Annotated in this window: 24 protein-coding genes; 21 read left to right on the top strand and 3 right to left on the bottom strand. The window is 35.5% G+C overall.

All coding sequences use genetic code 11. From position 1 onward, the window contains the following. The 3 genes from BKH41_RS09840 to BKH41_RS07795 all read left to right on the top strand — a co-directional run. A partial coding sequence (locus BKH41_RS09840; protein WP_180762784.1) for a FlxA-like family protein occupies positions 1-791 on the top strand: 791 nt, incomplete at its 5' end. A gap of 399 nt (positions 792-1,190) precedes the next feature. After that, positions 1,191-2,174 carry a tRNA-dihydrouridine synthase gene (locus BKH41_RS07800; protein WP_180762785.1) on the top strand — a complete coding sequence of 328 codons (984 nt, stop codon included), beginning with the start codon at positions 1,191-1,193 and terminating at the stop codon, positions 2,172-2,174. An 18-nt stretch (positions 2,175-2,192) separates the two neighbouring features. Beyond that, positions 2,193-3,050 (top strand): outer membrane beta-barrel protein, encoded by an 858-nt coding sequence (locus BKH41_RS07795; RefSeq protein ID WP_095298715.1) that lies wholly within the window; start codon positions 2,193-2,195, stop codon positions 3,048-3,050. On the opposite strand, the gene rmuC is transcribed toward BKH41_RS07795, so the two are convergent. Further along, positions 3,042-4,283, bottom strand: a complete 1,242-nt coding sequence (gene rmuC, locus BKH41_RS07790; RefSeq protein WP_095298713.1) for a DNA recombination protein RmuC — start codon at positions 4,281-4,283, stop codon at positions 3,042-3,044. The two genes, BKH41_RS07795 and rmuC, sit on opposite strands and share 9 nt — an antisense overlap. A gap of 9 nt (positions 4,284-4,292) precedes the next feature. After that, a complete protein-coding gene (locus BKH41_RS07785) occupies positions 4,293-5,456 on the bottom strand; it encodes an MFS transporter (RefSeq protein WP_095298711.1) in 1,164 nt (387 codons plus the stop codon). Between the two features lie 110 nt (positions 5,457-5,566). Between BKH41_RS07785 and BKH41_RS07780 the strand changes: the two genes are divergently transcribed. From BKH41_RS07780 to BKH41_RS09835, 18 genes are all read left to right on the top strand, one after another. Beyond that, entirely contained in the window at positions 5,567-6,430 is an 864-nt protein-coding gene (locus BKH41_RS07780; RefSeq protein ID WP_180762783.1) for a SurA N-terminal domain-containing protein, read from the top strand. 1 nt (position 6,431) lies between these two features. Then, entirely contained in the window at positions 6,432-7,484 is a 1,053-nt protein-coding gene (locus BKH41_RS07775; RefSeq protein WP_257875442.1) for a hypothetical protein, read from the top strand. Beyond that, complete coding sequence (gene rnhA, locus BKH41_RS07770; RefSeq protein WP_095298707.1) at positions 7,481-7,924, top strand: ribonuclease HI; 444 nt, start codon at positions 7,481-7,483, stop codon at positions 7,922-7,924. The genes BKH41_RS07775 and rnhA overlap by 4 nt, the downstream gene beginning before the upstream one ends. Beyond that, on the top strand, positions 7,908-8,591 hold the full coding sequence (gene rnc / locus BKH41_RS07765; protein ID WP_180762782.1) for a ribonuclease III: 684 nt from the start codon (positions 7,908-7,910) through the stop codon (positions 8,589-8,591). The genes rnhA and rnc overlap by 17 nt, the downstream gene beginning before the upstream one ends. 3 nt (positions 8,592-8,594) lie before the next feature. Further along, entirely contained in the window at positions 8,595-9,680 is a 1,086-nt protein-coding gene (gene aroC / locus BKH41_RS07760) for a chorismate synthase (RefSeq protein WP_095298703.1), read from the top strand. 191 nt (positions 9,681-9,871) lie between these two features. Then, a complete protein-coding gene (gene argF, locus BKH41_RS07755; RefSeq protein WP_095298701.1) occupies positions 9,872-10,828 on the top strand; it encodes an ornithine carbamoyltransferase in 957 nt (318 codons plus the stop codon). Further along, entirely contained in the window at positions 10,804-11,289 is a 486-nt protein-coding gene (locus tag BKH41_RS07750) for a DUF2603 domain-containing protein (RefSeq protein WP_095298698.1), read from the top strand. The genes argF and BKH41_RS07750 overlap by 25 nt, the downstream gene beginning before the upstream one ends. 18 nt (positions 11,290-11,307) lie before the next feature. Then, positions 11,308-12,696, top strand: a complete 1,389-nt coding sequence (hemN, locus tag BKH41_RS07745) for an oxygen-independent coproporphyrinogen III oxidase (RefSeq protein ID WP_095298696.1) — start codon at positions 11,308-11,310, stop codon at positions 12,694-12,696. 1 nt (position 12,697) lies between these two features. Beyond that, positions 12,698-13,996 (top strand): (Fe-S)-binding protein, encoded by a 1,299-nt coding sequence (locus BKH41_RS07740; RefSeq protein ID WP_180762781.1) that lies wholly within the window; start codon positions 12,698-12,700, stop codon positions 13,994-13,996. Positions 13,997-14,230: 234 nt separating this feature from the next. Further along, positions 14,231-15,781 carry a flagellin A gene (locus BKH41_RS07735; protein WP_095298694.1) on the top strand — a complete coding sequence of 517 codons (1,551 nt, stop codon included), beginning with the start codon at positions 14,231-14,233 and terminating at the stop codon, positions 15,779-15,781. A gap of 25 nt (positions 15,782-15,806) precedes the next feature. Beyond that, positions 15,807-17,366, top strand: coding sequence for a tetratricopeptide repeat protein (locus BKH41_RS07730; RefSeq protein WP_095298692.1), 1,560 nt, complete (start codon positions 15,807-15,809; stop codon positions 17,364-17,366). Continuing rightward, the gene (locus tag BKH41_RS07725) at positions 17,359-18,012 is read left to right on the top strand and encodes a 3-methyladenine DNA glycosylase (protein WP_095298690.1); all 654 of its coding nucleotides are present in this window, start codon (positions 17,359-17,361) and stop codon (positions 18,010-18,012) included. Before BKH41_RS07730 ends, BKH41_RS07725 begins: the two co-directional genes overlap by 8 nt. Beyond that, positions 18,012-19,331, top strand: coding sequence for a M28 family peptidase (locus tag BKH41_RS07720; protein ID WP_180762780.1), 1,320 nt, complete (start codon positions 18,012-18,014; stop codon positions 19,329-19,331). Before BKH41_RS07725 ends, BKH41_RS07720 begins: the two co-directional genes overlap by 1 nt. After that, complete coding sequence (locus BKH41_RS07715; RefSeq protein WP_095298686.1) at positions 19,328-19,987, top strand: hypothetical protein; 660 nt, start codon at positions 19,328-19,330, stop codon at positions 19,985-19,987. Before BKH41_RS07720 ends, BKH41_RS07715 begins: the two co-directional genes overlap by 4 nt. A 3-nt stretch (positions 19,988-19,990) precedes the next feature. After that, positions 19,991-20,350 carry a hypothetical protein gene (locus BKH41_RS07710; protein WP_095298682.1) on the top strand — a complete coding sequence of 120 codons (360 nt, stop codon included), beginning with the start codon at positions 19,991-19,993 and terminating at the stop codon, positions 20,348-20,350. Between the two features lie 91 nt (positions 20,351-20,441). Beyond that, positions 20,442-21,773, top strand: coding sequence for a cation:dicarboxylase symporter family transporter (locus BKH41_RS07705; protein ID WP_095298680.1), 1,332 nt, complete (start codon positions 20,442-20,444; stop codon positions 21,771-21,773). Positions 21,774-21,837: 64 nt separating this feature from the next. Then, positions 21,838-22,860 (top strand): uroporphyrinogen decarboxylase, encoded by a 1,023-nt coding sequence (gene hemE, locus BKH41_RS07700; protein ID WP_095298678.1) that lies wholly within the window; start codon positions 21,838-21,840, stop codon positions 22,858-22,860. Between the two features lie 76 nt (positions 22,861-22,936). Continuing rightward, entirely contained in the window at positions 22,937-23,083 is a 147-nt protein-coding gene (locus tag BKH41_RS09835; protein ID WP_180762779.1) for a hypothetical protein, read from the top strand. 92 nt (positions 23,084-23,175) lie between these two features. Here the strand turns inward: BKH41_RS09835 and BKH41_RS07695 are convergent, their stop codons facing one another. Further along, on the bottom strand, positions 23,176-24,072 hold the full coding sequence (locus BKH41_RS07695; RefSeq protein WP_095298676.1) for a methylenetetrahydrofolate reductase: 897 nt from the start codon (positions 24,070-24,072) through the stop codon (positions 23,176-23,178).

Genomic DNA, 24,072 nt, shown 5'->3' with positions numbered 1-24,072 from the left:
GTGCAATGAGTATTTTTTTAATTTCAAATAGTCTATATGCAGATGATATTGATGAACAAATCCAAAAACTTGAAAAAGAAAATAAGCTTTTAGAATTAAAACAAAAGCAAAAAGAACTTCAAGCAGGCATAACAAATCAAAATCAAAACGATAAAGCAGATAAAGCAAATCAATCTAAAAATGCAAAACAAAATTCGAAAAATGGTTTTTCAGTGGGGATTGAGGGAAATTTGGGGGGTGTAAATAATGTCATACATCCATCTGACTTTAGTGCTGTAGCTGTTACTGCCACTACTTTTGATTTAGGCTTGATGGGAGCTTACCAACATTATTTTGGACAGAGTCAAAGACACGGTATCAAGGTTTCAGGGCATCTCTATTCGGGATTTGGAAATAGTTGGGATTTTACTTTAAATACACCTATAGGAGACGAAAAAGCAACAATTTCTTATATTCCTGTCAAGATTGGGCTTGATGTAAAATATCTATGGGATTTTTTAGAAAGAGGCAAGCACACTTTGGGACTCAATGTGGGAGTGGGATATCAGGAGGATATGTATTTTGGTGGAAAGACAAATACAAATAAGAATTTAAATTCTATTTATTCAGGATTTTTTTATGGTGTGATCGGCTTGCATTATAGCTATAATACGAACCATCAGTTTGAATTGATGTGGAGAGGCGGGGGGTCTTCAAGCAAAGATGTGAGAACTACCATTGATAACAGTTATATAGATCAAACATTGCTTTCACATTCCTATCTGACCTTTAATTATGCCTACAGGTTTTAGTGGTTTTAATCAATATTTAAAAATAACAAAGGATAAAAAAATAAAATTCGAAGCATTTTCAAAAAATAGGGTATAAAGCCCTATCAAGGAATGAAATGTTTTGTTTTAGAGGATTCTAAATCACATTTTTTCATTAAGATTTTTGTCAAAGTAAAAGGTCATAAAATGTTCGTAGGTGTAAGTTGGCAATTAGTGTCGCTACCTATTTTCCAATTACTCCTTTGTTATCAATAAGAGGTTCTTTAATAATGTGGCAGATATTTACCATATTCTTTCTATAATATATTCAGTAGATAAATTTAATTTTAAGTCTTTTATTTTTGTTTCCAAAAAATCTGATTTTTTCACAGAATTCAAATATGCTATAATTCTCGCAGATAAAAAAGGCGGCGAATGGGGATAGATTTTAATAATAATTTGCTTATGCTCGCACCCTTGGCGGGCTATACCGATCTTCCTTTTAGAAGTGTGGTGAAAAAATTTGGTGTTGATATTACCGTGAGCGAGATGGTTAGTTCGCATGCTCTTGTCTATGCCAATAAAAAAACACAGCAAATGATTGAAAAATCTCCTGATGAAAATCCCTATTCTGTACAGATTGCAGGTTCTAAGGAAGAGATCGTTAAAAAAGCAGTTGTATTGCTCAATCAAATACAAGGGATCGATATTATTGATTTTAATTGTGGTTGTCCTGCTCCAAAAGTTGCCAATCACGGCAATGGTAGCGGTCTTTTGAAGGATTTGGAACATTTGGTGAAGATTTTAAAAATTATCAAAGAAAATACCAATAAGCCCTATACAAGCGTAAAAGTTAGACTTGGTTTTGATAAAAAAATTCCTCTTGAGATCGCTTATGCCCTCAATGATGCTCCTATAGACTTCGTCGTCGTCCATGGTCGCACAAGAAACGATGGGTATAAAAAAGATAAGATTGATTATGAAAGCATTCGAAAAATGAAACAAATCCTAAATGTTCCCTTGATTGCTAATGGCGAGATCACAGATGTTCAAAAAGCGAAACAGGTTTTAGAATTTACAGGGGCAAATGGCGTAATGATAGGCAGAGCAGCTTTGACCGCTCCGTGGATATTTTGGCAGATAAAAAATAACACATCAGAACTTCCTGCTATACTTAAAAAGGAACTTGTGTTAGAACATTTTGATGCTATGGTAGATTTTTATGGGGACAGAGGAGTTGTGATGTTTCGAAAAAATTTACACGCTTATGCCAAAGGGCATAGTGGGGCAAGTGAGTTTCGAACTAAAGTGAATGCAATGCTTTCTCCCAAAGAAATGAGAGAAAGCATTATGGAGTTTTTTGATGAAAGCATTATTGCAAACAATTTGCCCTTGTTGGTGGAATTAAATAAAAAAAGCGTATAGCGATGAAGAAAGGTTAAAATGCGATACTTATTTTTATGTGTAATGATTTTACCTCTTTTTGCTGTGCAAAATAATCTATTTACGAGTTTTGGAGTCGGAACAGGAGCCAGCTATAAAACTGATTTTTGGCAACAAACGACAAAAGATAACAGCAGTTGTGCGGGTGGGACTTGCATAGGAAATAAAACAAGCGGGAGTTATGCTGGAAAAAAAGGCATTTCTTTTGAAGCATCCATTGGAGATGAAGTTTTTTTTGATAAATATTATATTACAGGATTGCGGGTTTATGCAAGTGCAGAGTATGCTACTGTTTCTTTAGGGGGATTGATAAGTAGTAGCGAGCAAGATGGTAAGAATAAGGAATTTACTACCATTACGGGATTTAAACCAGATGGTAGCCCTATTATAGAGAAAGTTCCTATGAAACCGGTGCCTGCTCCCCAAAATGAACTTTTTAATAATGGCATTTGGATGACTTATGGAGTTAATCTTGATTTTTTTGTCAATCTTCCGTTAGATATTTTGATAAGAAAATTATTTTGGAGCAAAATGCCATTTTTTAAAATTGGTGTCTATGCCGGTGGGGGAGTTGAGTATGCAATGTTGAGGAGTAATTCTTGGGAGAATAATGCTGCCAAAAAAAATGATAAATTTTTTGCCTCAGGTAGTGGATTTTTTGCTAATATCGGAGGTTCCATCTATTTGGGTAGCCATAATCGTATCAATATTGGGATGAAAATACCTTATTATACGCTAAATGCACAAAATTGGTATGATTTTGGTGATTCTGATCCGTGGAAGCAACAGCTTGTGCGACAAAATTTTGATATTTCTCGCACAAGGGAAATGCATATCAGCTACACTTATCTATTTTGATTCTTCTTCGTAACTAAGACTTTTTGAATCTTGAATTTTTTTAATTCTATCCATAATAGTTCCTCTACTTCCTGTTTGCAGGGATTTATTGGCAGTATCGTATCGATTTTGGAGTGTCTGAATGCCTTTGCCTATCTCATCCATATAACCACAAAAAGTAGTCATTTTTTCTTTGAGAGCTTCAAGTTTGGCAATAATACTGCGATAATCTTTGTCAATTTGTTCGTTTTTCCAAAGGTTGGCTATGGTCATTAAAATAGACATTAAGGTGCTTGGAGAAGTGATAACAATTCTGAGATTATAAGCTTTGTTAAAAAGTTCGGCATCTGCACGCATTGCTTCAATGAAAGCCCCCTCAATAGGGATAAACATAATTGTAAAATCAGGACTTTTGCCATCAGTGAGCAGATGGTATTTTTTCTTCCCAAGTTCATTAAAGTGAGTATAGATATTTGCCAAAAGATTCTTGATGTTTTTATCGGCTTCTTCTTTTGTTTCAGAAGCAACCAAAGCATCATAAGCATTCAAATTAAGCTTGGAATCTATGACGATTATTCTATCATCAGGAAGATTGATGATGATATCGGGTTGGAAGTGTTTGCCTGAAGCTTCATCGATAAAATCAACCTGTTTGCGATAGTTTTGTCCTTCTATAAACCCATTTTTTTCCAACATTGATTCTAAAATCATTTCTCCCCAATTCCCGCGTGTTTTACTCTCACCCTTAAGAGCTTTGGTAAGATTGGAAGCTTCTTTGGAGATGGTTTCATTGAGTTCTTTGAGAAGCTTGATTTCTGTGATTAAGCTTACTCTTTCTTTTGTTTGTTCATTTTTTAAGATTTCAAAAGCGTCTTTGAAATCCTTGATTTCTTTTTGAAGAGGAGCAAGAGTTTTTGTTTGGGAATTATAGAAATCTTGAGTTTTGTTTTCGAGGATTTTTTGACTCAGATTTTCAAATTCAAGTTTAAGTTCCTTTTTGATTTTTTCAGTGTCTTGAAGATCCCTTTTAAGGGATTGGAATTTTTCATTCTCATCAATAAGACGCTTTTCATAATATTCTTTTTGTGTTTGCGCTTTTTCTTGTTCGTTGATAAGTGTATTTTGCCAATATTCTTTTTGATTAGAAAAATCGTTTTTGAGTCCAATCAATCTCATTTTGAGACTGAAAACATAAAACACCAAAAGCAAAGTAAGGATGAATAAAAAAATAGATGAGATAAAAAGTATTGACAAAATATTCCTTTAAATAGTTCTTGGACTTTTAAGGACTATGATGAGTCCAGGCAAGGCAAAAAGTGTTGCAAAGATAGGATTAAAAACAATTCCAAAATGTGCAAATACAACTCCCCCGATAAAAGAGGCTAAGGCAATGCCGACATTAAAGGAGGCTTCATTAATACTGATTGAGCTGTCCATAAAATCGGGAGTGTATTTTTGGGCGCTCATCATTGCAAAAGTTTTGAGAGGAGAAATACCTGCAAAAGCAAAAAAACCCATTACGCATAAATTGATAATGACGGCTGTTTGCCAATAAGCACTCAAGCTTACAAGTGCATAAACGATTACTTGCCCGAATAAAATAATGCGCAACGCCATAATAGAGCCTTTTGAATCTGTCAGTTTGCCCCCGAAAAGATTCCCGATGATTGCACAGATTCCATATAAAAGCAAAATAAATCCGATCATTTTTTTATCAAAACCACTAATATTAAGTAGCATATCTGCAATGTAAGTATAAAGAACGAAAGCTGCGCCACAAGTGCATATGGTGATTGCATAAGCTTTGAGTAAAGGCGGGACTTTGAGTGCAAGGAAAAGGTGTTTTATTTTTGTGGGCGAACCTGCTAAGTTGTTTGGCATAATTATCAAGACGCTTATAAAAGCTATGCTTGTAAGAATAAAAATCAGAAAAAATACAGCTTGAAATCCAAATATCTGTCCTATAAAAGTTCCTAGAGGTACGCCTGTTACCAAAGCCACTGTAAGCCCTGATACCATAATACTTAAAGCTTGGCTTTGTTTTCCCTCTTTGGCGACTTTTACGGCAGTGATTGTGGCGATTACAAAAAATACACCGTGCATAAAACCTGCTACTAACCTTGCTAAAAGCGTAGTATAAAAATTATTGCTTAAGGCAATGAGAAGATTAGCAAGCGCAAAAATACCCAGATTGATCAAAAGTTGTTGTTTGCGATTTAGATGGCTTAATGGAATGGTAAGGAGTGGAGCGCCGATTACCACTCCGATCGCATATAAAGTTACCAACCAGCCGGCAGTAGGTTGGGTAGTGTGAAAGTATTTGGCGATGTCGGGCAAAATACCTGCTACGATAAATTCGGTTACACCCATACAAAAAGAGCTTAAGGCTAAGGCTAAAATGGCCTTATTGGAAGAATCAAGTTTCATATTATTATCCGATGGGTTGTTTTTATTTTAAGTTTGGGATTGTATCTGAAAAATTCTGTATTCTAAATATAGCTTTTTAATGTTAAAATAAAATATTTAAAAGGGGTATTTTGGGAAAGTTTTTTTTCGGTTTTTTTATATTTAGCACTTTTGTCTTTTTATTTGCTGACACTCCTGTCAAGACCAATAAGAATGATATTGTCGGGGGGATTGCTATTACTGTTAATGGTGATCCTATTACGCTTTATCAAATCGAGCAGGCGCAAAAAGATTTAAAGATCTCCAAGAAGAAAGCGATTGATATGCTTATTGCTCAAAGGATTAAGGCTCAAGAAATCAAGCGTCTTAATATCAATGTTGATGATTCAAGAATAGAAGAAGAAATAGAAAATATTGCCAAACATAATGGAATGGATAGGGATAATTTCGTTAGTGCATTGATTAATCAGGGAATAAATTATGGAAAATATAAGGATGAACTCAAAGAACAGATACAAACCCAAGAGCTTTTGAGGAATGTTTTGCTTTCTAATGTCAATACTGCAGGGGAGACAGAAATGCGTGAATATTATAATAAGCACAAAGAAGAGTTTAGCATTCCTAAGGAGGTTGAAACAATCCGTTACGTTTCAAAAGATCCTGAAGCCCTTAAAAAGGCACTTGGGAATCCGATGATGAAAATCTCAGGAGTCGATCGAGGTGAAGAAAAAATTTCTTTGGAAGCTTTAAATCCTCAGGTTGCTCAAGTATTTATAAAAACCGATAAAAATGCTTTCACACCTATTTTGAATGCCGGAGAAGGAAGCTATGTATCGTTTTTCATCAAAGATAAAATCGGACATATAGAAGTTCCTTTTGAACAGGCCAAGAATTTTATTGCACAAAAATTAGTGGAAGGTTCTCAAGATAGAATTTTAGACGAATATTTTGAAAAAATAAGGGTAAAAGCGAAAATCAACATCATAAGAGAATAAATTGAGAGACATTGCTTTTATTTACAGAGATCCTTTGTTTGGGATCACGATTCTAATTGCCATCATTGCCATTGTGGCTTTGGCTGATTATAGTCGCAATCGCTATCGCTCCAAAAAACGTTCGCAATCTTTGAAAAATCTTGCTAAATCTTATGAATATGCTGGTCTGAATGAGGGCGTGATGGAATTTTTATCCCTCGCTCATAATCCTGCTCCTACATTAATGTTTTTAGCTCAAATTTATGCTAAAAGCGGGGATAGCGAACAAGCAATAAAAATTTATCTAAGTATGTTGGAAAAAACTTCAGAATCAAAAGATAAGATTCCTATTTTGGAAGCTTTGGGCATCACTTATTTTAATGCAGGATTTTTGCAAAGAGCTAAAAACATATTCCTTGAAGTCCTTAAAAGTTATCCTAGAAATTCGGGCGTTCTTTCTTATTTGATGCGTACTTATGAAAGTATGGGCGAATATAAAAAGGCTTTGGAAGTTTTGGATTGTTTAGATGAGCTTGAGTTTGGATCGGACTCTAAAAATAATGAAATAACAGATAATAAGAACTACTTACATCTGATGATGCTCATCAATGAGAATTTTTTATCTTTAAGTCAAAAGCAAAACCAAATAATTGCACTTATACAACAAGCTCCTTCGCTTCAAAAAATGGCACTTCATTATCTGAAAACTTATAATCAATCTTTATTTTGGGAACAAGTTGCTTTTTTAAAAAATGCGCGGAATTTCGTTGATTTGCTTTGGGAATTCCCAAAAGAAAAGATACCTTTTGAAATTTTAAAGGATTCTCAAAGCGTTTTAGATATTTATCGTGCCAAAGGTTATGTCAATGATAAAAAAGAATGTGATGTTTTTGAGTTGGAGGTTTTGCGTATCCTATCTTTAGAATCCTTGCATTTTAAGGGTAGTATCGATTTTGAATACCGCTGCCATAATTGCAAAAGTATTTTTCCTTTTGATTCCTATCGTTGCCCGACTTGCTCTGCACTTGGAATGATGGATTTGATTTTAAAATTGCGTGAGATTAAGAACCAATGAAGCAAATCAATATTTTTTGCGATGGATCTTCTCTTGGGAATCCTGGACCTGGTGGGTATTGCGGTATTTTACAGTATGGAGAAAATGAACGCATTATTCAAGGTGGAGAAAAGATGACAACAAACAATCGAATGGAATTAAAAGCAGTCAATGAATCTCTTAAGTGCCTTAAAGAACCCTGCAAGATCAGTCTTTATAGCGATTCAAAATATGTTTGTGATGGTATCAATCTTTGGTTGAATGCTTGGGTGAAAAAAAACTTTTTAAAGGTGAAAAATCCTGATTTATGGAAACAATATCTCATTCTTTCTGGACCCCATTCTGTTCAAGCTATTTGGATCAAGGGACATAGCGGGCATATTGAAAATGAAAGATGTGATCAAATTGCTAAATCTGAAGCTTTAAAATATAAAAAGGATGAAAATGGACAAACCAAGTGATCCCTGCGTGCTTGAAGAAACGATTGGCTATGTATTTCAAAATAAGGCGCTTTTCTTAGAAGCACTCACTCATAAAAGTTGCAAGAAAGTCCCCAATAATGAAAGATTGGAGTTTTTGGGTGATGCTGTTTTGGATTTGGTTGTTGGGGAATTTTTGTTTTGCAAATTTCCTCAGAGTGCAGAGGGAAACCTTTCTAAAATGCGCGCAGCGATTGTGAATGAAAAAGGTTTTATGAATCTGGCTAAAATAATCAATTTAGGGAGATATCTGCATATTTCTTCCAGTGAAGAATCCAATAAGGGCAGGGGTAAATCTTCAATTTTATCAAATGCTTTTGAAGCTTTAATGGGAGCGATTTATTTGGAGACTGGGTTGGAAAAAGTACGCGAGATCGTTTATATTCTTTTGGAAAAAGCTTACCCGAATATGGATTTTGAGAGCTTGTTTGTTGATTTTAAGACGGCTTTACAAGAACTCACGCAAGCGAAATTTTCCCAAATTCCCGAATATGTCTTAATCAATGAAAGCGGTCCTGATCATCATAAAGAATTTGAAATAGCTTTATTAATTGAGGGAAAAGAATATGCCAGAGCTAAGGGAGGAAGCAAAAAAGACGCCCAACAAAATTGTGCAAAAATTGCCTATATGAAGCTAAAAAAGGATTGAAATATGAATACGTTTGGGGAAAGATTTAGGCTGACAACGTTTGGAGAATCTCACGGAAGTGGCATTGGTTGCGTGATTGATGGAGTGCCTGCAGGACTTAGAATTGATGAAAATTTTATTGCTTTGGAAGTAGATAGACGCAGGGGTGGCAAAAATGTTTATTCTACAGGGCGCAAGGAAGCTGATGAGGTAGAAATTTTAAGTGGTGTTTTTGAAGGATTTAGTACAGGCACTCCCATTGCTTTATTGATAAGAAATGCTGATGCTAGAAGTAAGGATTATGAAAGTATCAAATCAATTTTTCGACCCGGACACGCTGATTGGACTTATTATCAAAAATATGGCATTAGAGATTATCGAGGCGGAGGTAGAAGCTCTGCGAGAGAAACTGTGGCTAGAGTGGCAGGCGGGGCGATCGCAAAAATGCTTCTTGATGAGGTGGGGATAATTTGTGAAAGCGGCATTTATGCTATTGGTGGGGTAAAGGCTAAAATTTTGGATTTTGAAAACGCTGCTCAAAGTGAAATTTTTGCCTTAGACAAAGAGGTTGAAGAAGAGCAAAAAGCACTCATAAAACAGGCAAGAAATTCTCATAATAGCGTCGGTGGTGTTGGTATTGTTCGCGCTAGAGGAAAAAAGGGAAATATGATTGCTGGGCTTGGGGAACCGATGTATTATAAGTTAGATGGAGCAATTAGTGCAGCAATGATGGGGTTAAATGGTGTGAAAGCGGTTGAAATTGGAGAAGGTATGAGAGCTTCAGAGGTTTTTGGAAGCCAAAACAATGATCTGATGGATAAGGGAGGTTTTTTAAGTAACCATTCCGGAGGTGTTTTGGGTGGGATAAGCAATGGGAATGAGATAGTCATAAAAGTTTATTTCAAGCCTACGCCAAGCATCTTTTTAGAACAAAAAACGCTTGATATAAATGGAGAGAATGCTATTTGCAGGCTTAAGGGCAGACACGATCCTTGTATTGCAGTTCGAGGAAGTGTAGTGTGTGAAAGTATGCTTGCATTGGTTTTGGCTGATATGCTTTTGTTGCATTTGAGTGCAAAGATGGAAAATATTAAAAAGATATACGGATAAAATCCATTGGAGGTTGATATTTCTTGGCTGATTTTTGATTTTTTTATTCAGAGACTGCATTATTTTAGTGAGTTTTGACCCGCAAAATCTAAGGATTTTGTTATCTTAATTAAAGTATATTAAGCTTTTTATTGGATTTGGAGCTGCAATTCACGATTGGCAATCTGAACTATCCTATGCAAAGGCTGCTTATGAGACATTTTTTGACGTTGAGAGATTTCAATAAAGAAGAGATTCTTGATATTTTGGATTTGGCTATCAGCATTAAGAAAGATTTTCTTCAAAATCACTCCGTTTTTTTGATGCAGAATAAGATTTTGGCAATGATATTTGAAAAAAATTCCACGCGTACAAGAGTGAGTTTTGAAGCTGGGATTTATCAGCTTGGCGGTATGGGGATGTTTTTGTCGAGTAAAGATATTCAACTAGGCAGAGGCGAACCCATTAAGGATACTGCAAGAGCAATCGGTTCGATGGTGGATATGATAATGTTGCGTACTTATGCACAGGAGAGACTTGAAGAATTTGCACATTATTCCCCTGTTCCTGTGATTAATGGGTTGAGTGATTTGTTTCATCCTGCTCAATTACTGACTGATTATCTTACGATGATAGAATGTGGCATTTATGTCCCTGAAAGAGTTTATGATATCCCCCATATAGGGCTTCCTAAGGTTGCTTATGTTGGAGATGGAAACAATATGGCCAATTCTTGGTTGATGTTGGCTTCAAAAATTGGGTTTGAACTTCGTATCGCTTGTCCAAAGAATTATATGCCTGATGCAAAAATTTTATCTCAAGCGTTTGAATTTGCAAAGGAAAGTGGTGCTCATATTGTTTTAACCCATTCTCCGCAAGAGGCTGTTGTAGGGGCAAACGTGGTAACTACAGATACTTGGGCTTCAATGGGGCAGGAAGATGAAAAAGAGATCAGGCAAAAAATATTTAAAGAGTATTGTGTTAATGAGGTTTTGATGAGTTTGGCTGATAAAAATGCCATATTTTTACATTGTTTCCCTGCATATAGGGGTCAAGAAGTCAGTGAAAGCATTTTAGAGGGGAAACAAAGCAGGGTTTTCAAAGAAGCACAAAACAGGCTTCATACGCAAAAGGGGATTATGGTATGGCTACACAAAAACAGAGCGTAAAATCTTTGGCTTCTTTGCATCAACAAGAGGCGATGTATCGAAGTTTAGAATCAGGGAATAATCAAGTCAAGGCTAAAAAAATTGATGCCACAAAAGTTCTTCTAGAACTCCAAAAAGGAGAGTTTAGCTCTCAAGAAGCTTGGTTTGTAAAGGATGAAAATAATCAGGAATATGTAATGATCCCTGAAGCCTTACTTAAAAATATTGTCCAAACAATCAGAAAGGCTTATGAGGATAAATTGAAAGTTGAGCTTGAGAGAGACATTGCCACACATACGCCCATTGATTTTGAAGACGTGATGGCAGTTGCGGTTAAAAAGCTTGAGACTTTTCGCAAAAGTGATGGAAGTTTGCCTCGAATTGACACGCATTCTTTTGTTGAACAGATCAAAAAGGAACATCCAAATTTGTTTTTTGATCTTGACGATTATTTTCGCAAGCAAAAATCTTTTAATCAATGAATGTTGTGGTGATAAGAAATGATCGACTTTAAAAAATTTGTTAAATATTCCAAGTCCGGTCCAAGATATACAAGTTATCCTACGGCCGTAGAGTTTAATTCAAGTTTTGATAACGAAGCGCTCAAAGCTTCTTTTGAACGCAATGATAATATAGATGCCTATTCTAAAGAAAAACTTCCTCTTTCTCTTTATGTGCATTTACCATTTTGTAGGAGTGCGTGTTATTTTTGCGGGTGCAATGTAATTTATACTAGCAAAGAAGATAAGAAGGATCGTTATATTATTTATCTCCAAAAAGAGCTTGAGATTCTTAAAAAGTGTATGAATACCAATCGTGAGGTCGTTCAGTTTCATTTTGGAGGAGGAACGCCCACTTTTTTTGACAGCACTCAGCTTAGAGAAGTCATCAGACTTGTCAGAGAGGCTTTTCCTAATTTTGCTTCGAATGCTGAAATCAGTTGTGAAATTGATCCTAGGCATTTTAATCGAGATCAAATGCAAGTTCTGAAACTCGGCGGTTTTAATCGCTTGAGTTTTGGCGTTCAAGATTTTGAACCAAAAGTGCAGGAAGCAGTCCATCGCATTCAAGGGATTGATTTTGTCCAAAACTCTGTTATGCTTGCGCGTGAATTCGGGATCAATTCAATCAATTTTGATTTAATTTATGGACTTCCTTTTCAAACTAAAGAAACTTTTGAGGAAACTCTTAAAAAAGTTGTGAGTTTATCTCCGGATCGCTTAGCAGTGTTTAATTACGCTCACGTGCCGTGGATGAAAAAAACGATGCGTAAAATTGATGAGACGACGTTGCCCACTCCTGATAATAAACTTGCAATTTTAGAGCATACGATAGAATTTTTGGAAAATAGAGGGTATAAAATGATTGGTATGGATCATTTTGCCAAGATGACAGACGAGCTTTATTTGGCGAGTCAAAAAGGTGAATTACGTCGGAATTTCCAAGGCTATACTACACGTGGTTTTTCTCAGACTATAGGGATTGGGCTTACAAGCATTGGTGAGGGAAAGGATTACTACACTCAAAACTACAAAGATATGCAGAGTTATGAAAAAGCCATTGATAGCGGGATTTTGCCTGTTGAGAGAGGGGTCAGACTTACAAATGAGGATATTATCAGAAAAGAAGTCATTATGGGTTTGATGAATAATTTGCGATTGGATTTTAAAAGTATTGAAGAAAAATTTCATATCAATTTTAAAGAGCATTTTAAAAGCGAATTGGAGGCTTTAAAAGAATATGAAGGCACAGATTTAATTTCACTCACCGATGAGGGAATTTATACAAGCCCGACAGGCGGGATGTTGATTCGCAATATTGCAATGGTTTTTGATGCATATTTAAATAAAATTCCCCTAGATAAAAGAAGATTTAGCAAAACGGTGTGAGATGGGTCTGCTTGATTTTAAAACAATCTCACAAGCTTGTGTAAAGTGTGGCAAATGCATTCCTACTTGCACTATTTATCAAATAAATCGTGATGAAAGCACTTCTCCAAGGGGTTTTTTGGATCTGCTTGGTGCTTATGAGCGGGGCGATTTGGAGTTAGATAAGAATGCTAAAAATATTTTTGAGTCTTGTTTTTTATGCACTACTTGCGTACAGACTTGCCCAAATACATTACCTGTGGATGTGGCGATTGAAAACATTCGCATAGATATTGCGAAAAAATATGGTATTGCTTGGTATAAGAGGACATTTTTTTATCTGCTCAAACACCGCGTTTTAATGGATTTTGTTTTTTCTTTTGTCTATTTTATTTCTCCTTGTGTGTTTCAATCCAATTTGGCTAAAACTAAAAATCGTTTTCGCTTTTCTTTGCCAAAAATGGGAAAAAGAACAGTATTTCCATTTTTATCTAAAAGTTTTTTGCAACGATATCAAGGAGAGATTATTCCAAAACAAAGCGTGAAAAATCTTACTCTTAAATATAATAAAGTAGCAATTTTTATTGGTTGTTTGAGTAATTACAACTACAAAGGTGTTGGAGAAAGTTTGCTTTTTATCCTCGATAGGCTTGGAGTAACGGCTTTGATTCCAAAACAAGAGTGTTGTGGCGCCCCTGCTTATTTTAGCGGGGATATTAAAAGCGTGCTTTATTTGATCAAAAAAAATATAACTCATTTTGAAGGGTTTATTGATGAGGTAGATGCTATCTTGATTCCTGAAGCAACTTGTGCAGCAATGTTGATTGAGGACTGGAAACACGCTCTTATGGAAGATGAAGAGGGTGAGAGCTGGCTAAAAAGGCTTGAAGTATTGATTCCAAAGATGAAGATGGCAAGTCTTTGGCTTTATGCACACACTCCCCTTGAATCACTTCTTACTAAGACACCTTTTAAAGAAACTACCATTACTTATCACGATCCTTGTCACGCAAAAAAGGTGTTAGGTATCTATAAAGAACCTAGAGAGCTTTTGAAAAAAAATTATTCTTTGATAGAAATGAGTGATTCAAGCAGGTGTTGTGGTTTTGGAGGTGTGAGTATGCAGAGTGATAAATATGATTTGGTTTTAAAGGCTGCAATTCCAAAAGCACAGATGATTGAGCAGAGTGGGGCTAAAATCGTAAGTGCAGAATGTAGTGCTTGCAGAATGCAGATTGATAATGCGATGGATCATAGCGGGGTAGAAGCAGAATTTTTACATCCACTTGAGCTTATTGCAAAGGCTTTGGGAAAAATTTAAGAATTTTATATAATTTGTGAATGATTGCAGTTTGTTTTTATTGTCTTTTATTTTTCTCGTATTCATAATCTAACAATCATTAAGCGCAGTGTTTTTTGTTTGAGAGTGACAAAATTTAATCAATAAAATTTTTGCACAAGTTGTTTCTAAAAAGTATTTAAACAATTTTAAAATAGTCGATATATCTCTCAACCAAGCAAGGATGCTTTGGATAAAATAACAAGGAGTTACAAAATGGCTTTTCAAGTCAATACAAACATTAATGCATTGAATGCACACGCACAAGCTGTTGTTACACAAACAAACATCAAAAATTCTCTTGAGAAATTAAGTTCTGGTCTTCGAATCAATAAGGCTGCAGATGATGCTTCTGGTATGATTATTGCAGATAGTTTGAGATCTCAAGCAAGTGCTTTGGGTCAAGCTATCCAAAATACAAATGATGGTATGGGGATCATTCAGATTGCTGATAAAGCGATGGATGAGCAGTTAAAGATTCTTGATACAATTAAAGTGAAAGCTACTCAAGCTGCTCAAGATGGTCAGACCACTGAATCAAGAAAAGCGATTCAATCAGACATCATTCGATTAATTCAAGGGCTTGATAGTATCGGTAATACAACTTCTTACAATGGTCAAGCATTGCTTTCAGGTCAATTTACCAATAAAGAATTTCAAGTAGGGGCTTATTCAAATCAAAGTATCAAAGCTTCCATCGGCTCAACAACTTCTGATAAAATAGGACAAGTAAGGATTGCTACAGGAGCTTTGATTACAGCTTCAGGAGATGTGAGTCTTACATTTAAACAAGTTGATGGCGTTAATGATGTTAAGATTGAAGCCGTAAAAATCTCTACTTCTGCAGGTACAGGACTTGGCGTTTTGGCAGAAGTTATCAATAAAAATACCAATGCTACAGGTGTTCGAGCACAAGCTAATGTTATTACGACTTCCGATCAGGCGATTATGTCTGGTAGTCTTGCAGGCGTGGTTGTTAATGGTATTGCTTTGGGTGATATTGTTGGTATCAAGAAAAATGATAGCGATGGAAGATTGATCGCTGCATTTAATGCAGTAACTTCAGAGACAGGCGTAGAAGCTTACACAGATATTAAGGGTCGTTTAAACTTAAGAAGTGTGGATGGCAGAGGAATCGATCTTAAAACAACAGCTCCTACTGCTGGTCCTGGAGGTACCACTCCACCGGCTGCAATTACTACGGTAAATGGTGGTCAAGATACAACTACAGGTTCAACAAACTTTGGTCGATTGTCTTTGAGCCGACTTGATGCTAGGGATATTGTTGTGCTATCAGCTGCAGATTCTACAAGTGGTGGATTTTCAGGTATTGGATTTGGAAGTGCTCAGGTAGCTGAAACTACTGTTAATTTAAGAGATGTAACCGGAAATTTCAATGCGGCTGTAAAATCTGCTGCAGGTGCAAACTATAATGCGGTTGTCGCAAGCGGTAATACAAGCCTTGGTTCAGGGGTTACGACTTTAAAAGGCGCTATGGTGGTAATGGATATTGCTGAATCTGCCCAAAAAATGCTTGATAAAATTCGTGCTGACCTTGGTTCTGTTCAAGGACAAATGATCAGTACTGTCAATAACATTACAATTACTCAAGTGAATGTTAAAGCTGCTGAATCTCAAATCCGTGAAGTGGATTTTGCTCAAGAATCTGCAGACTTTAATAAATATAATATTCTTGCCCAATCAGGAAGTTATGCAATGAGTCAGGCAAATGCCGTGCAACAAAATATTTTAAGACTTTTGAGCTAATTTTTGCCCTCTTTGGAGGGCTCTAATGTTTGATTATTCTTCCGCACAAGCTTTTTATTCTCAAAGTCGCTATCAAGAATGTGTTGCTTGTTGCATTCAAATTTTATCTTCCAATCCCTCTGATTTTAAAACTTGGAAACTTTGTGCATTTGCTTTGTATGCTTTAGGGGAAAAATCTAAAGCAATCGAATATCTTAGACATTCATTAAATTTATGTGGAGATGATCTTTTTTCTTGGATCAGTCTTGGAGAGATGTATCGAAAAGTAGGCGAACCTGAAAAAACGATTCAAGTTTTGTCCGCATTATTACCGAATGAAAACGCAAATTTACATTTTAATCTAGCTCGTGCTTACAGTGATTTAAAAGATGATTCTAGGGCGATAAAACATTATCGCATTGTTTTAAAAATAAATCCCAATGACGCTCAAGCATTGCATAATCTAGGGAATCATATGCTTGCACTTAAAGATTTTAAAAGTGCGCTCAGTCTGTTTAAAAAAAGTTTTGAATTAGGCTTTGAAGACGCCGGTATAAATCTTGCCTATGTTTATGGAGCAATTTTTGAGAAAAAAAAGGCGTTGGAGATTTATAAAAATCTAGCAGTGAGGCATTCTCAAGACGCTTATTTTTATTTTAATTATGCGAATACTTTATGGGGGACTTTAGATTTTGAAGAGGCTCAAAAAATGTATCAAAAGGCGATATCACTTTTGCAAGTTCCTATTTTTTATATAAATTATTCGTATTTGCTACTCAGTTTGGGGCATTACCAAGAGGGGTTTAAGTATTATCAAAAACGCCTTTTGTTGCCAAATATTTTACCCCTTAAAATAAATCCTAATTGTTTGAACAGACCTTTTGAGGGTAAAAGTGTTCTTGTTTATCACGAGCAGGGTTTTGGCGATAGTATTATGTTTTCAAGATTTCTTGATCAACTCATTTTAAAAACCAAAGAAGTGAAGATTTATCCCCAAAAGCCTCTTTATGAACTTTTTGCCCTTAAGTGGGGAAAACGCGTGAAGCAGAAGTCTGAAATCGGTGTTTATGAAAGTGCTTTTTCTTTGCTTTCGCTTCCAGCTATTTTGGGTACTACTGAAATCAGATTGGAAGCAGAGCAAGTATTTTTCTCAAAAATCAAAAAGATAGGGGTATTTTTTTCTTCAAATCAAAATTTTGTTTATTCTTCTGATAAATCCATTCCTCCTGAGCGTCTTTTAAAGTCTCTTAAGGGTTTTGATCTTTATTCTTTACAACCTGAAGGTATTGATGAAGGTCTTTGTAAAAAATTTGGTGTGAAAGATTTGTCATTTAAGATTAAAAATTTTAAGGATACTTTGAATGAACTTAAAAAACTTGATTTGCTTGTAAGTGTTGATTCAGCAATCGTTCATTTGGCAGGAACATATCAGATTCCTACAATCGTGCTTTTACACAAAAAATATGATTGGAGATGGGGAAAGCTTGGGCAGGTTTGGCCGATAAAATCGCCGTGGTATAATAGCATCATAGGAATTGCTCAAGAACATTCAGGGGATTGGGATAGTGTATTACAAATTTTAGAGAGGTATTTAAAAGATGTTTGAAAGCCATAATGTTTTGGCGGCTTTAAAAAAACTTAATTTATTGCGGGATTCTTCAGAATGGTGGTGGCCTGAGGCTCAAACTTTTGAGGTTGTGGTTGGAGCGGTTTTAACGCAAAATACAAAATGGGAAAATGTGGAGAGATGTCTTAAATCTTTGAAGCAATCAGGCATTTTAAACGGAAATGAAAAAAGTTTGGAAAATATTGCTAATATTAACAGAGATGTTTTGATATCTCATATTACTCCTAGCGGATTTTTTAATCAAAAAAGTACACGTCTTATTTTGTTGTGTCAAAATATTTTAAAAGACTTTGGGGGATTTGAAAATTTTGTTTTAAATACGGATCGGGAGTGGCTGCTTTCTCAAAAAGGAATTGGGAAAGAAAGTGCGGATTCTATTTTGAATTATGCTTGCAGAAGAGATGTGATGGTTGTAGATAAATATACATACCGATTTTTATGCACACTTGGAATTGAAATTCCTGATTATGATGAGCTGCAGATGTGGTTCCAGAGGGGTATTGAAGAAAATTTGGAAATGGTTTTTGAGCTTTATTCCAAAGAATTGCCTTTGGCTCAGATTTACTCAAGATTTCACGGCAAAATAGTAGAATTTTCAAAGAAAAAAATAAAATTGGAGCTATGATGATTAAAAACCCGCTAGAGATTTTTGAAGAGATTGCCCATATCCCTCATATGAGTTTTCATACCCAAGAAATGTTTGAATATATTTGCGGTTTTGCTAAAGGTTGCGGTTATAAAATTGAGACTGATAAAGCTAAAAATATTCGTGCTTTTGCTTCAGATTTTCCCGAGTTTTGTTTTCAATCCCATTACGATATGGTAGGTGTAGGAGAAGCATATAAACCTTTAAAGCTTTATAGAGAAGGAGATTTTTTAAAGGCCAAAAATTCTTCTTTAGGGGCAGATAATGGCATTGGGGTAGCCATCCAGTTATATTTAATGCAAAAATATCGTGATTTAGAGTTTTTATTTACTAATGATGAAGAAGTTGGGCTTTTGGGAGCCAAAAATTTGGAATTAAAGATTGCTTGTGATTTGATTGTCAATCTTGATAGCGAAACTTTTGGAGAAATTGTCTTGGGGTGTGCGGGTGGTTATGATATGAGCGTTGTTTTAAATTTGCCCAAAGATCCCTCTTCCTATAAGTTTGCTTACCGCATTTCTTCAAGAGGCTTTAAGGGCGGTCATAGCGGTATTGATATTAATAAAGATATTAAAAATGCCATTGTGAGTTTAGGGGAATTAATTGATAAAACAGAGGGTGGAATTTGTTCTTTTGAAGGCGGAGAAAAAATCAATTCAATTCCAGTCTTTTCGCAGGTTGTTTTAAAAACAAATCAAATTTTGCATTCTTGCAGTGATTTTTTAGTAGAGGAAGTGCAAAGCGAGGATATCCCTTATCAAAAAGATAGATTGCTTGCCTTTATTCTTGGCATCAAAAGTGGCGTTAGAGCTCAATCAGGAGAAGATGTGATAGATTCTGTCAATATTTCTTTGCTCAAACAAACAGATTCTCAAGTAAAAGTTTCTTTGATGGGGCGGGCGAATACTAAAGATTTATTGGAAAAAAATCTTTCAGAAATTAAAGCTTTAGCTTTGCGCATTGATCCAAAAGCAGAGATTGCTATTGATGATTTTTACGCTCCTTGGGAAAGGAATATTGCTGAAGGAGATTCATTTTTAGAGATCGTGAAAAAATCTTTTGGAGATTATTTAGTTAAAGTGTGCCAAATTCACGCGGGGCTTGAGTGTGGAATTTTACAAGACAGACTTGAGAATATGGGCAAAAAGAATCTTAAAATTCTCTCTATAGGTCCGACTATTCTTTCTCCGCATTCTTTGAATGAACGATTGGATATGAAAGCTTTTGAGAAATTTTTTCAAGTGTTGGAGAATTTGATAGAAAATTATAAAATATGGCATTTTAAGGGAAGAAAATGAGGAAATTATTTTTATGTTTTTTATTTTTGGGCAGTATCTGTTTAAATGCAGTCGAACAAGCTTCCGTTTCTGAACAAGAGGAATCTGATAAGCTTGAACAAAAGCAGGAAGACAAAGATTTTGTATTCCAACCCAATCAGCCATCAAAGAATTCTTATGGGGCATTTAGGATAGGTTATGTTTATCAAGATCTTGAATCCAAAAAGATCGAACTTAAAAATGGCAAGAACTCTTATAAGCTTGCTTCAAACAACGCCTATTTTGGTCTTGAGAGAGGTTGGGTCGGAGGTCCAAATAAGATGCTACTAGCCGGAGGTTATTTAGATGCGGGTGCGGGAACAACTTATTATCTTTCTGCTGGGGGTGTTTTTGCTCTTAGGCTTCTTGATGGATGGTTGATTCCAAAAATTTCTATCGGCTATCAACTCCAACATTTGAGTTTGCCTAATGATTCTAGTCAATACAACATTCAATCAGGAGTAGGAACAATTGGACTTTTTGTAAATATTGTTCAAGGCTTTGGGCTTAGTTTTGAGGCAAGGGGAGGGATACCTTTTCATATTGTCAGGAGAGATCAGGCAAATGCCTATGGCCAACCCAAATTTAATATGTATTCTATGATGATCAGCTTTACTTTTTATGATTTTGGTATTTGAGGGATGAAAACTGCTATTTTTTTAATATTGGTATTTTTTCGGTTTGGATTTGCTTGTAGCGGTGATTGTGCTAGTTGCCATTATAAACTTGATTACAAAAACGATATCAGGCATTTGCCGATGTTAGAATGCAAAACCTGTCATACCGATGAAAAAATGTCTAAAATCAATATGGGTGATACCTGTGGGCAGGATTGTTTTGCCTGTCATAATGCTAAGAAACTTGAAGATCCTAAGTTAAAATCTGCTCATCATATCATCAAAAGCTGTATTTCGTGTCATACAAGTTTGGAAAAAAACTCAAAAATCCTTGATAAAAGTATTTTTTTAAAAGATGCACCCAATCCCTTTTTAAATAAATAGTTACTGATTGTATCGGGAAAAGAAAAAATATCGATTTTCTATGGTTTAAAGTCTGTGAATGTGGTAGTATATTCTTTTCACAGGAGGTCATATGCCACAAGACTTATTTGTTGCAAAAAAAACCACCGTTGCTAGAAAGCTTGCTAAAAGTTTGGCTTTTTGGGTTGTGATGGGGATTATTGGGGGCGTGCTTTTAGGTTGTTTTGCACCTGAGATAGGGATTGCCACTAAAGAATGGACGATTGATCCTTTTATTAAAGCGTTGAAATGGTTAATAGGACCCATTATTTTTACGACCATCATCTGCGGCATAGTTGGTTTAGAGAATCTGAAATCTTTGGGAAGTTTGGGGATAAAAACCATCATTTATTTTGAGGTGGTCAGTACATTGGCCTTGGTTGTGGGGGTATTTTTTGGTGAAGCCTTTAAGCCTGGTCACGGAATGAATCTCGATATAAATGCTTTAAATAGTAGTTCTGTTGCAAAATATACTTCTCATATCTCTGAAAATACGGGTTCGTTTAAATCCATTCTTTTGAGTGCAATTCCTGATGATCCGATCACTCCTTTCCTGACGGGTAATACTTTGCAAGTTTTATTTATGGCTGTCATTATTGCGATTGTGATTTCTTTTTTTAGGCAGAATGTTAAAGATAAGGTGATTAAACCTCTTGAGAAAGCTCAAAATTTCTTTTTTAAAATTCTGACAATTTTGATGTACTACAGCCCGATTGCAACTTTTGGAGCGATGGCATTTTTGATTGGAAAATTTGGTTTTGAAACTTTGTTTAATATGGCTTATTTACTTTTTGTAATGTTATTTTCGTGTTTATTTTTTATTTTTGTTGTTTTGGGCATTATCTGTGCTTTAGCCAAGGTCAATGTGTTTAAGTTTATGCGTTTTATCGCCAGAGAGGTTTTGATAGTTTTTGCTACAAGCTCTTCTGAAACAGCTCTTGCTCCTTTAATGAGAAAGCTTGAGCGTGCTGGGATGCATCGAGGATCCGTGGGGCTTATTATCCCAACAGGCTATTCCTTTAATCTTGATTGTACGAATATTTATCTTTCTTTAAGTGTTATTTTTCTTTCCCAAGCATTTGGAATTCCTTTGAGTTTGGAGCAAACAATATCAATGATTATTATTTTAATGGTGGCTTCAAAGGGTGCAGTAGGCGTTACAGGTTCGGGCTTTATTGTTTTGGCAGGTACGCTTCAAGCGATGGGGACAGGTCCTGGCACAATACCGGCAGTTACGGTTGCTGCGTTATTGGGTGTAGATAAGTTTATGAGTGAAATGCGTGCGGTGGGAAATTTATGCGGAAATTCTGTTGCTTGTATGATTGTTTCAATCTGGGATAAGAAAATTGATATGGACAAATTCCGCTATGCACTTGATCATCCTAATGAATTTAGAGTTGTTTAGTTAAAAGAGAACGAATTTACACTAACTTTATATACTTTGACTCATTTTTACCCAAAGGATTGTAATGATTTTTATTGATGCGTGCAAAAGAAAAGAAACGCCTTATACTCCGATTTGGATGATGAGACAAGCAGGAAGGTATTTAAGTGAATACAAAGAAGTTAGAAAAAAAGCCGGAAGTTTTTTGGATTTATGTTTTAATTCCAAGCTTGCAACAGAGGTTACGTTACAGCCTGTAGATATTTTAGATGTTGATGCTGCGATTATTTTTAGCGATATATTAGTGGTTCCTTTGGAAATGGGACTTCCTTTAGAATTTGTGAGCGGAGAAGGACCGCACTTTAAAAAAACTATTCGTGATGAAAAATCTGTGTTTGAGCTTAAAAAAGACGCCTATAGGAATCTTTCTTATGTGTATGATACTCTTTCTGATGTTCGTAGCAAGCTTTCCAAAGAAAAGGCTTTGATAGGATTTTGCGGTTCTCCTTGGACTTTGGCTACCTATATGATTGAAGGCGAGGGAAGCAAAACTTATGCTCATAGCAAAAAGATGCTTTATACAGATCCCAATCTTTTGCATTCGTTGTTATCCAAGCTTACTGAGGAGCTTAAGGGTTATTTGAGTATGCAGATTAAATCAGGTGCAAATGCTGTAATGGTCTTTGATTCTTGGGCGGGAGCGTTAGAGAGAGAGGCATATTTAGAATTTAGTTGGAAATATATGAAAGAAATTGCTGCATCTATTAAGAAAGATTTTCCTCACATTCCAGTGATACTTTTTCCTAAGGGGATTGCGGGCTATCTAGATAAAATAGATGGAGAGTTTGATGTATTTGGAGTGGATTGGAGCGTACCTTTAGAAAATGCGAAATATCATTTAGGGGAAAAATATGTTTTGCAAGGAAATCTTGAACCTTCGCGTCTTTATGATGTGCAAGCATTAGAGGAGGGCGTAGATAGAATATTTGCTGTGATGGGAAAAAAACCCGGTCATATTTTTAATTTGGGGCACGGGATGCTTCCTGACTTACCTAGAGAAAATGCTGAAATTTTAGTACGAATGGTTAGAGAAAAATCTAAAAGATAATAATTATTATTTAATAATTATTTATTATTAGACCTTATTATTCTGAATATAAAAATGAATAATTAAAGGAATAAAAATGAAAACTTTAATCACAAGTGTCTTGGGTATCTGTATGTTGAGTGGCTGTGCAGTAAATATCGATCAAAAAAAAGAATTGGCGATGGTAAAACAACCCAAATACATTTCAGATTCCAAGCAAACCATTTGGATACCTAGGCAATAATAACTTACAGATCTCTTTTGAAAGGGATCTGTTTCTTCAAATATTTAAATTTTCCAAATAAAATTTTATTTTGTTGTCTGTAATTTTTGTTCTTATTGAGTAATTTTTTTTGCCAGTGCAACTTTATTGGCATTCATAAAATGGATTTTATTGTGCAATTTTTTGAGTTCTTCAAAGAGGTTTTTACTCAGTTCAAGACCTACTTTTTCTTCTTCTTTCTCTCCAATGCTATGGGCGCGTTCAAGTTTTTCAAGCCAGATTTGGGGCACGAAAACTCCCGGAAGTTTGGAATATAAGAATTGTGCGGTTTTATATCTGAGAATGGGAAAATATCCAAAGACTAATCCTGTATTTTTCCCAAGCTCTGTATTGATTTCTTCAAGCCATTGTAAAAGAAGTTTTGCGATTTCTATATCATAAACAGGTTGGGTAAAAAGAGCGAATATGCCTGAATTGATTTTACGCCTCATTTTATTTTTTAGACTCAAAGGATTGTTAGCATAAGAGTTTAAAACTCCAAAAGGATAAATCGTTTTGAGCGTTCCTTTGATGGGGTGTTCGTTAAGATCTTTGTTTTGATTGAAATTTTGAATCAACTTGACCAACAGACTGCTATTACCCTCAAAAACCCCTTTAGCACTTGGATGATCGCCAAGTTTAATGGGATCGCCTGTAAGGGTCAAAAACATTCTCACATCTAATTCATTGGCACCAAGTATCTCCCCTTGAAGTGCAATAGTGTTGCGATCCCTCATATTAAGTGTGCAAATAACAGGTTTTTTGAGTGTATTTTGGAGTTTAAGGCTTGTGAGTATTGAAGATTGTCTGAATTTTGCTAGTGGAGCATCGGTACATACGAGCGCATCAAAATCTTTCCAATCTTGTAATTGCGTCAGAAGATCTTCCCCGATATTAGGACTTTTTGGTGGGGAGATTTCATAACTGAGAAAATCAGTGTTTAAAAGCTTTTGGACACATTCTTCAATCAT

Origin of the sequence: Helicobacter sp. 12S02232-10, assembly GCF_002272895.1 — a bacterium.
Classification (GTDB): domain Bacteria; phylum Campylobacterota; class Campylobacteria; order Campylobacterales; family Helicobacteraceae; genus Helicobacter_J.
Note: the sequence above shows the minus strand (reverse complement) of the source record. Positions and strands in the feature narration are given on the sequence as shown.

Coding starts and splice junctions, on each gene's coding strand:
- BKH41_RS07785 (WP_095298711.1), bottom strand. CDS start 5,456: ATGAAACTTGATTCTTCCAATAAGGCCATTTTAGCCTTAGCCTTAAGC.
- aroC (WP_095298703.1), top strand. CDS start 8,595: ATGAATACGTTTGGGGAAAGATTTAGGCTGACAACGTTTGGAGAATCT.
- hemN (WP_095298696.1), top strand. CDS start 11,308: ATGATCGACTTTAAAAAATTTGTTAAATATTCCAAGTCCGGTCCAAGA.
- BKH41_RS07730 (WP_095298692.1), top strand. CDS start 15,807: ATGTTTGATTATTCTTCCGCACAAGCTTTTTATTCTCAAAGTCGCTAT.
- BKH41_RS07705 (WP_095298680.1), top strand. CDS start 20,442: ATGCCACAAGACTTATTTGTTGCAAAAAAAACCACCGTTGCTAGAAAG.
- BKH41_RS07715 (WP_095298686.1), top strand. CDS start 19,328: ATGAGGAAATTATTTTTATGTTTTTTATTTTTGGGCAGTATCTGTTTA.
- argF (WP_095298701.1), top strand. CDS start 9,872: ATGAGACATTTTTTGACGTTGAGAGATTTCAATAAAGAAGAGATTCTT.
- BKH41_RS07710 (WP_095298682.1), top strand. CDS start 19,991: ATGAAAACTGCTATTTTTTTAATATTGGTATTTTTTCGGTTTGGATTT.
- hemE (WP_095298678.1), top strand. CDS start 21,838: ATGATTTTTATTGATGCGTGCAAAAGAAAAGAAACGCCTTATACTCCG.
- BKH41_RS07725 (WP_095298690.1), top strand. CDS start 17,359: ATGTTTGAAAGCCATAATGTTTTGGCGGCTTTAAAAAAACTTAATTTA.
- BKH41_RS07735 (WP_095298694.1), top strand. CDS start 14,231: ATGGCTTTTCAAGTCAATACAAACATTAATGCATTGAATGCACACGCA.
- BKH41_RS09835 (WP_180762779.1), top strand. CDS start 22,937: ATGAAAACTTTAATCACAAGTGTCTTGGGTATCTGTATGTTGAGTGGC.
- rnhA (WP_095298707.1), top strand. CDS start 7,481: ATGAAGCAAATCAATATTTTTTGCGATGGATCTTCTCTTGGGAATCCT.
- BKH41_RS07695 (WP_095298676.1), bottom strand. CDS start 24,072: ATGATTGAAGAATGTGTCCAAAAGCTTTTAAACACTGATTTTCTCAGT.
- BKH41_RS07740 (WP_180762781.1), top strand. CDS start 12,698: ATGGGTCTGCTTGATTTTAAAACAATCTCACAAGCTTGTGTAAAGTGT.
- rnc (WP_180762782.1), top strand. CDS start 7,908: ATGGACAAACCAAGTGATCCCTGCGTGCTTGAAGAAACGATTGGCTAT.
- BKH41_RS07750 (WP_095298698.1), top strand. CDS start 10,804: ATGGCTACACAAAAACAGAGCGTAAAATCTTTGGCTTCTTTGCATCAA.
- BKH41_RS07720 (WP_180762780.1), top strand. CDS start 18,012: ATGATTAAAAACCCGCTAGAGATTTTTGAAGAGATTGCCCATATCCCT.
- BKH41_RS07795 (WP_095298715.1), top strand. CDS start 2,193: ATGCGATACTTATTTTTATGTGTAATGATTTTACCTCTTTTTGCTGTG.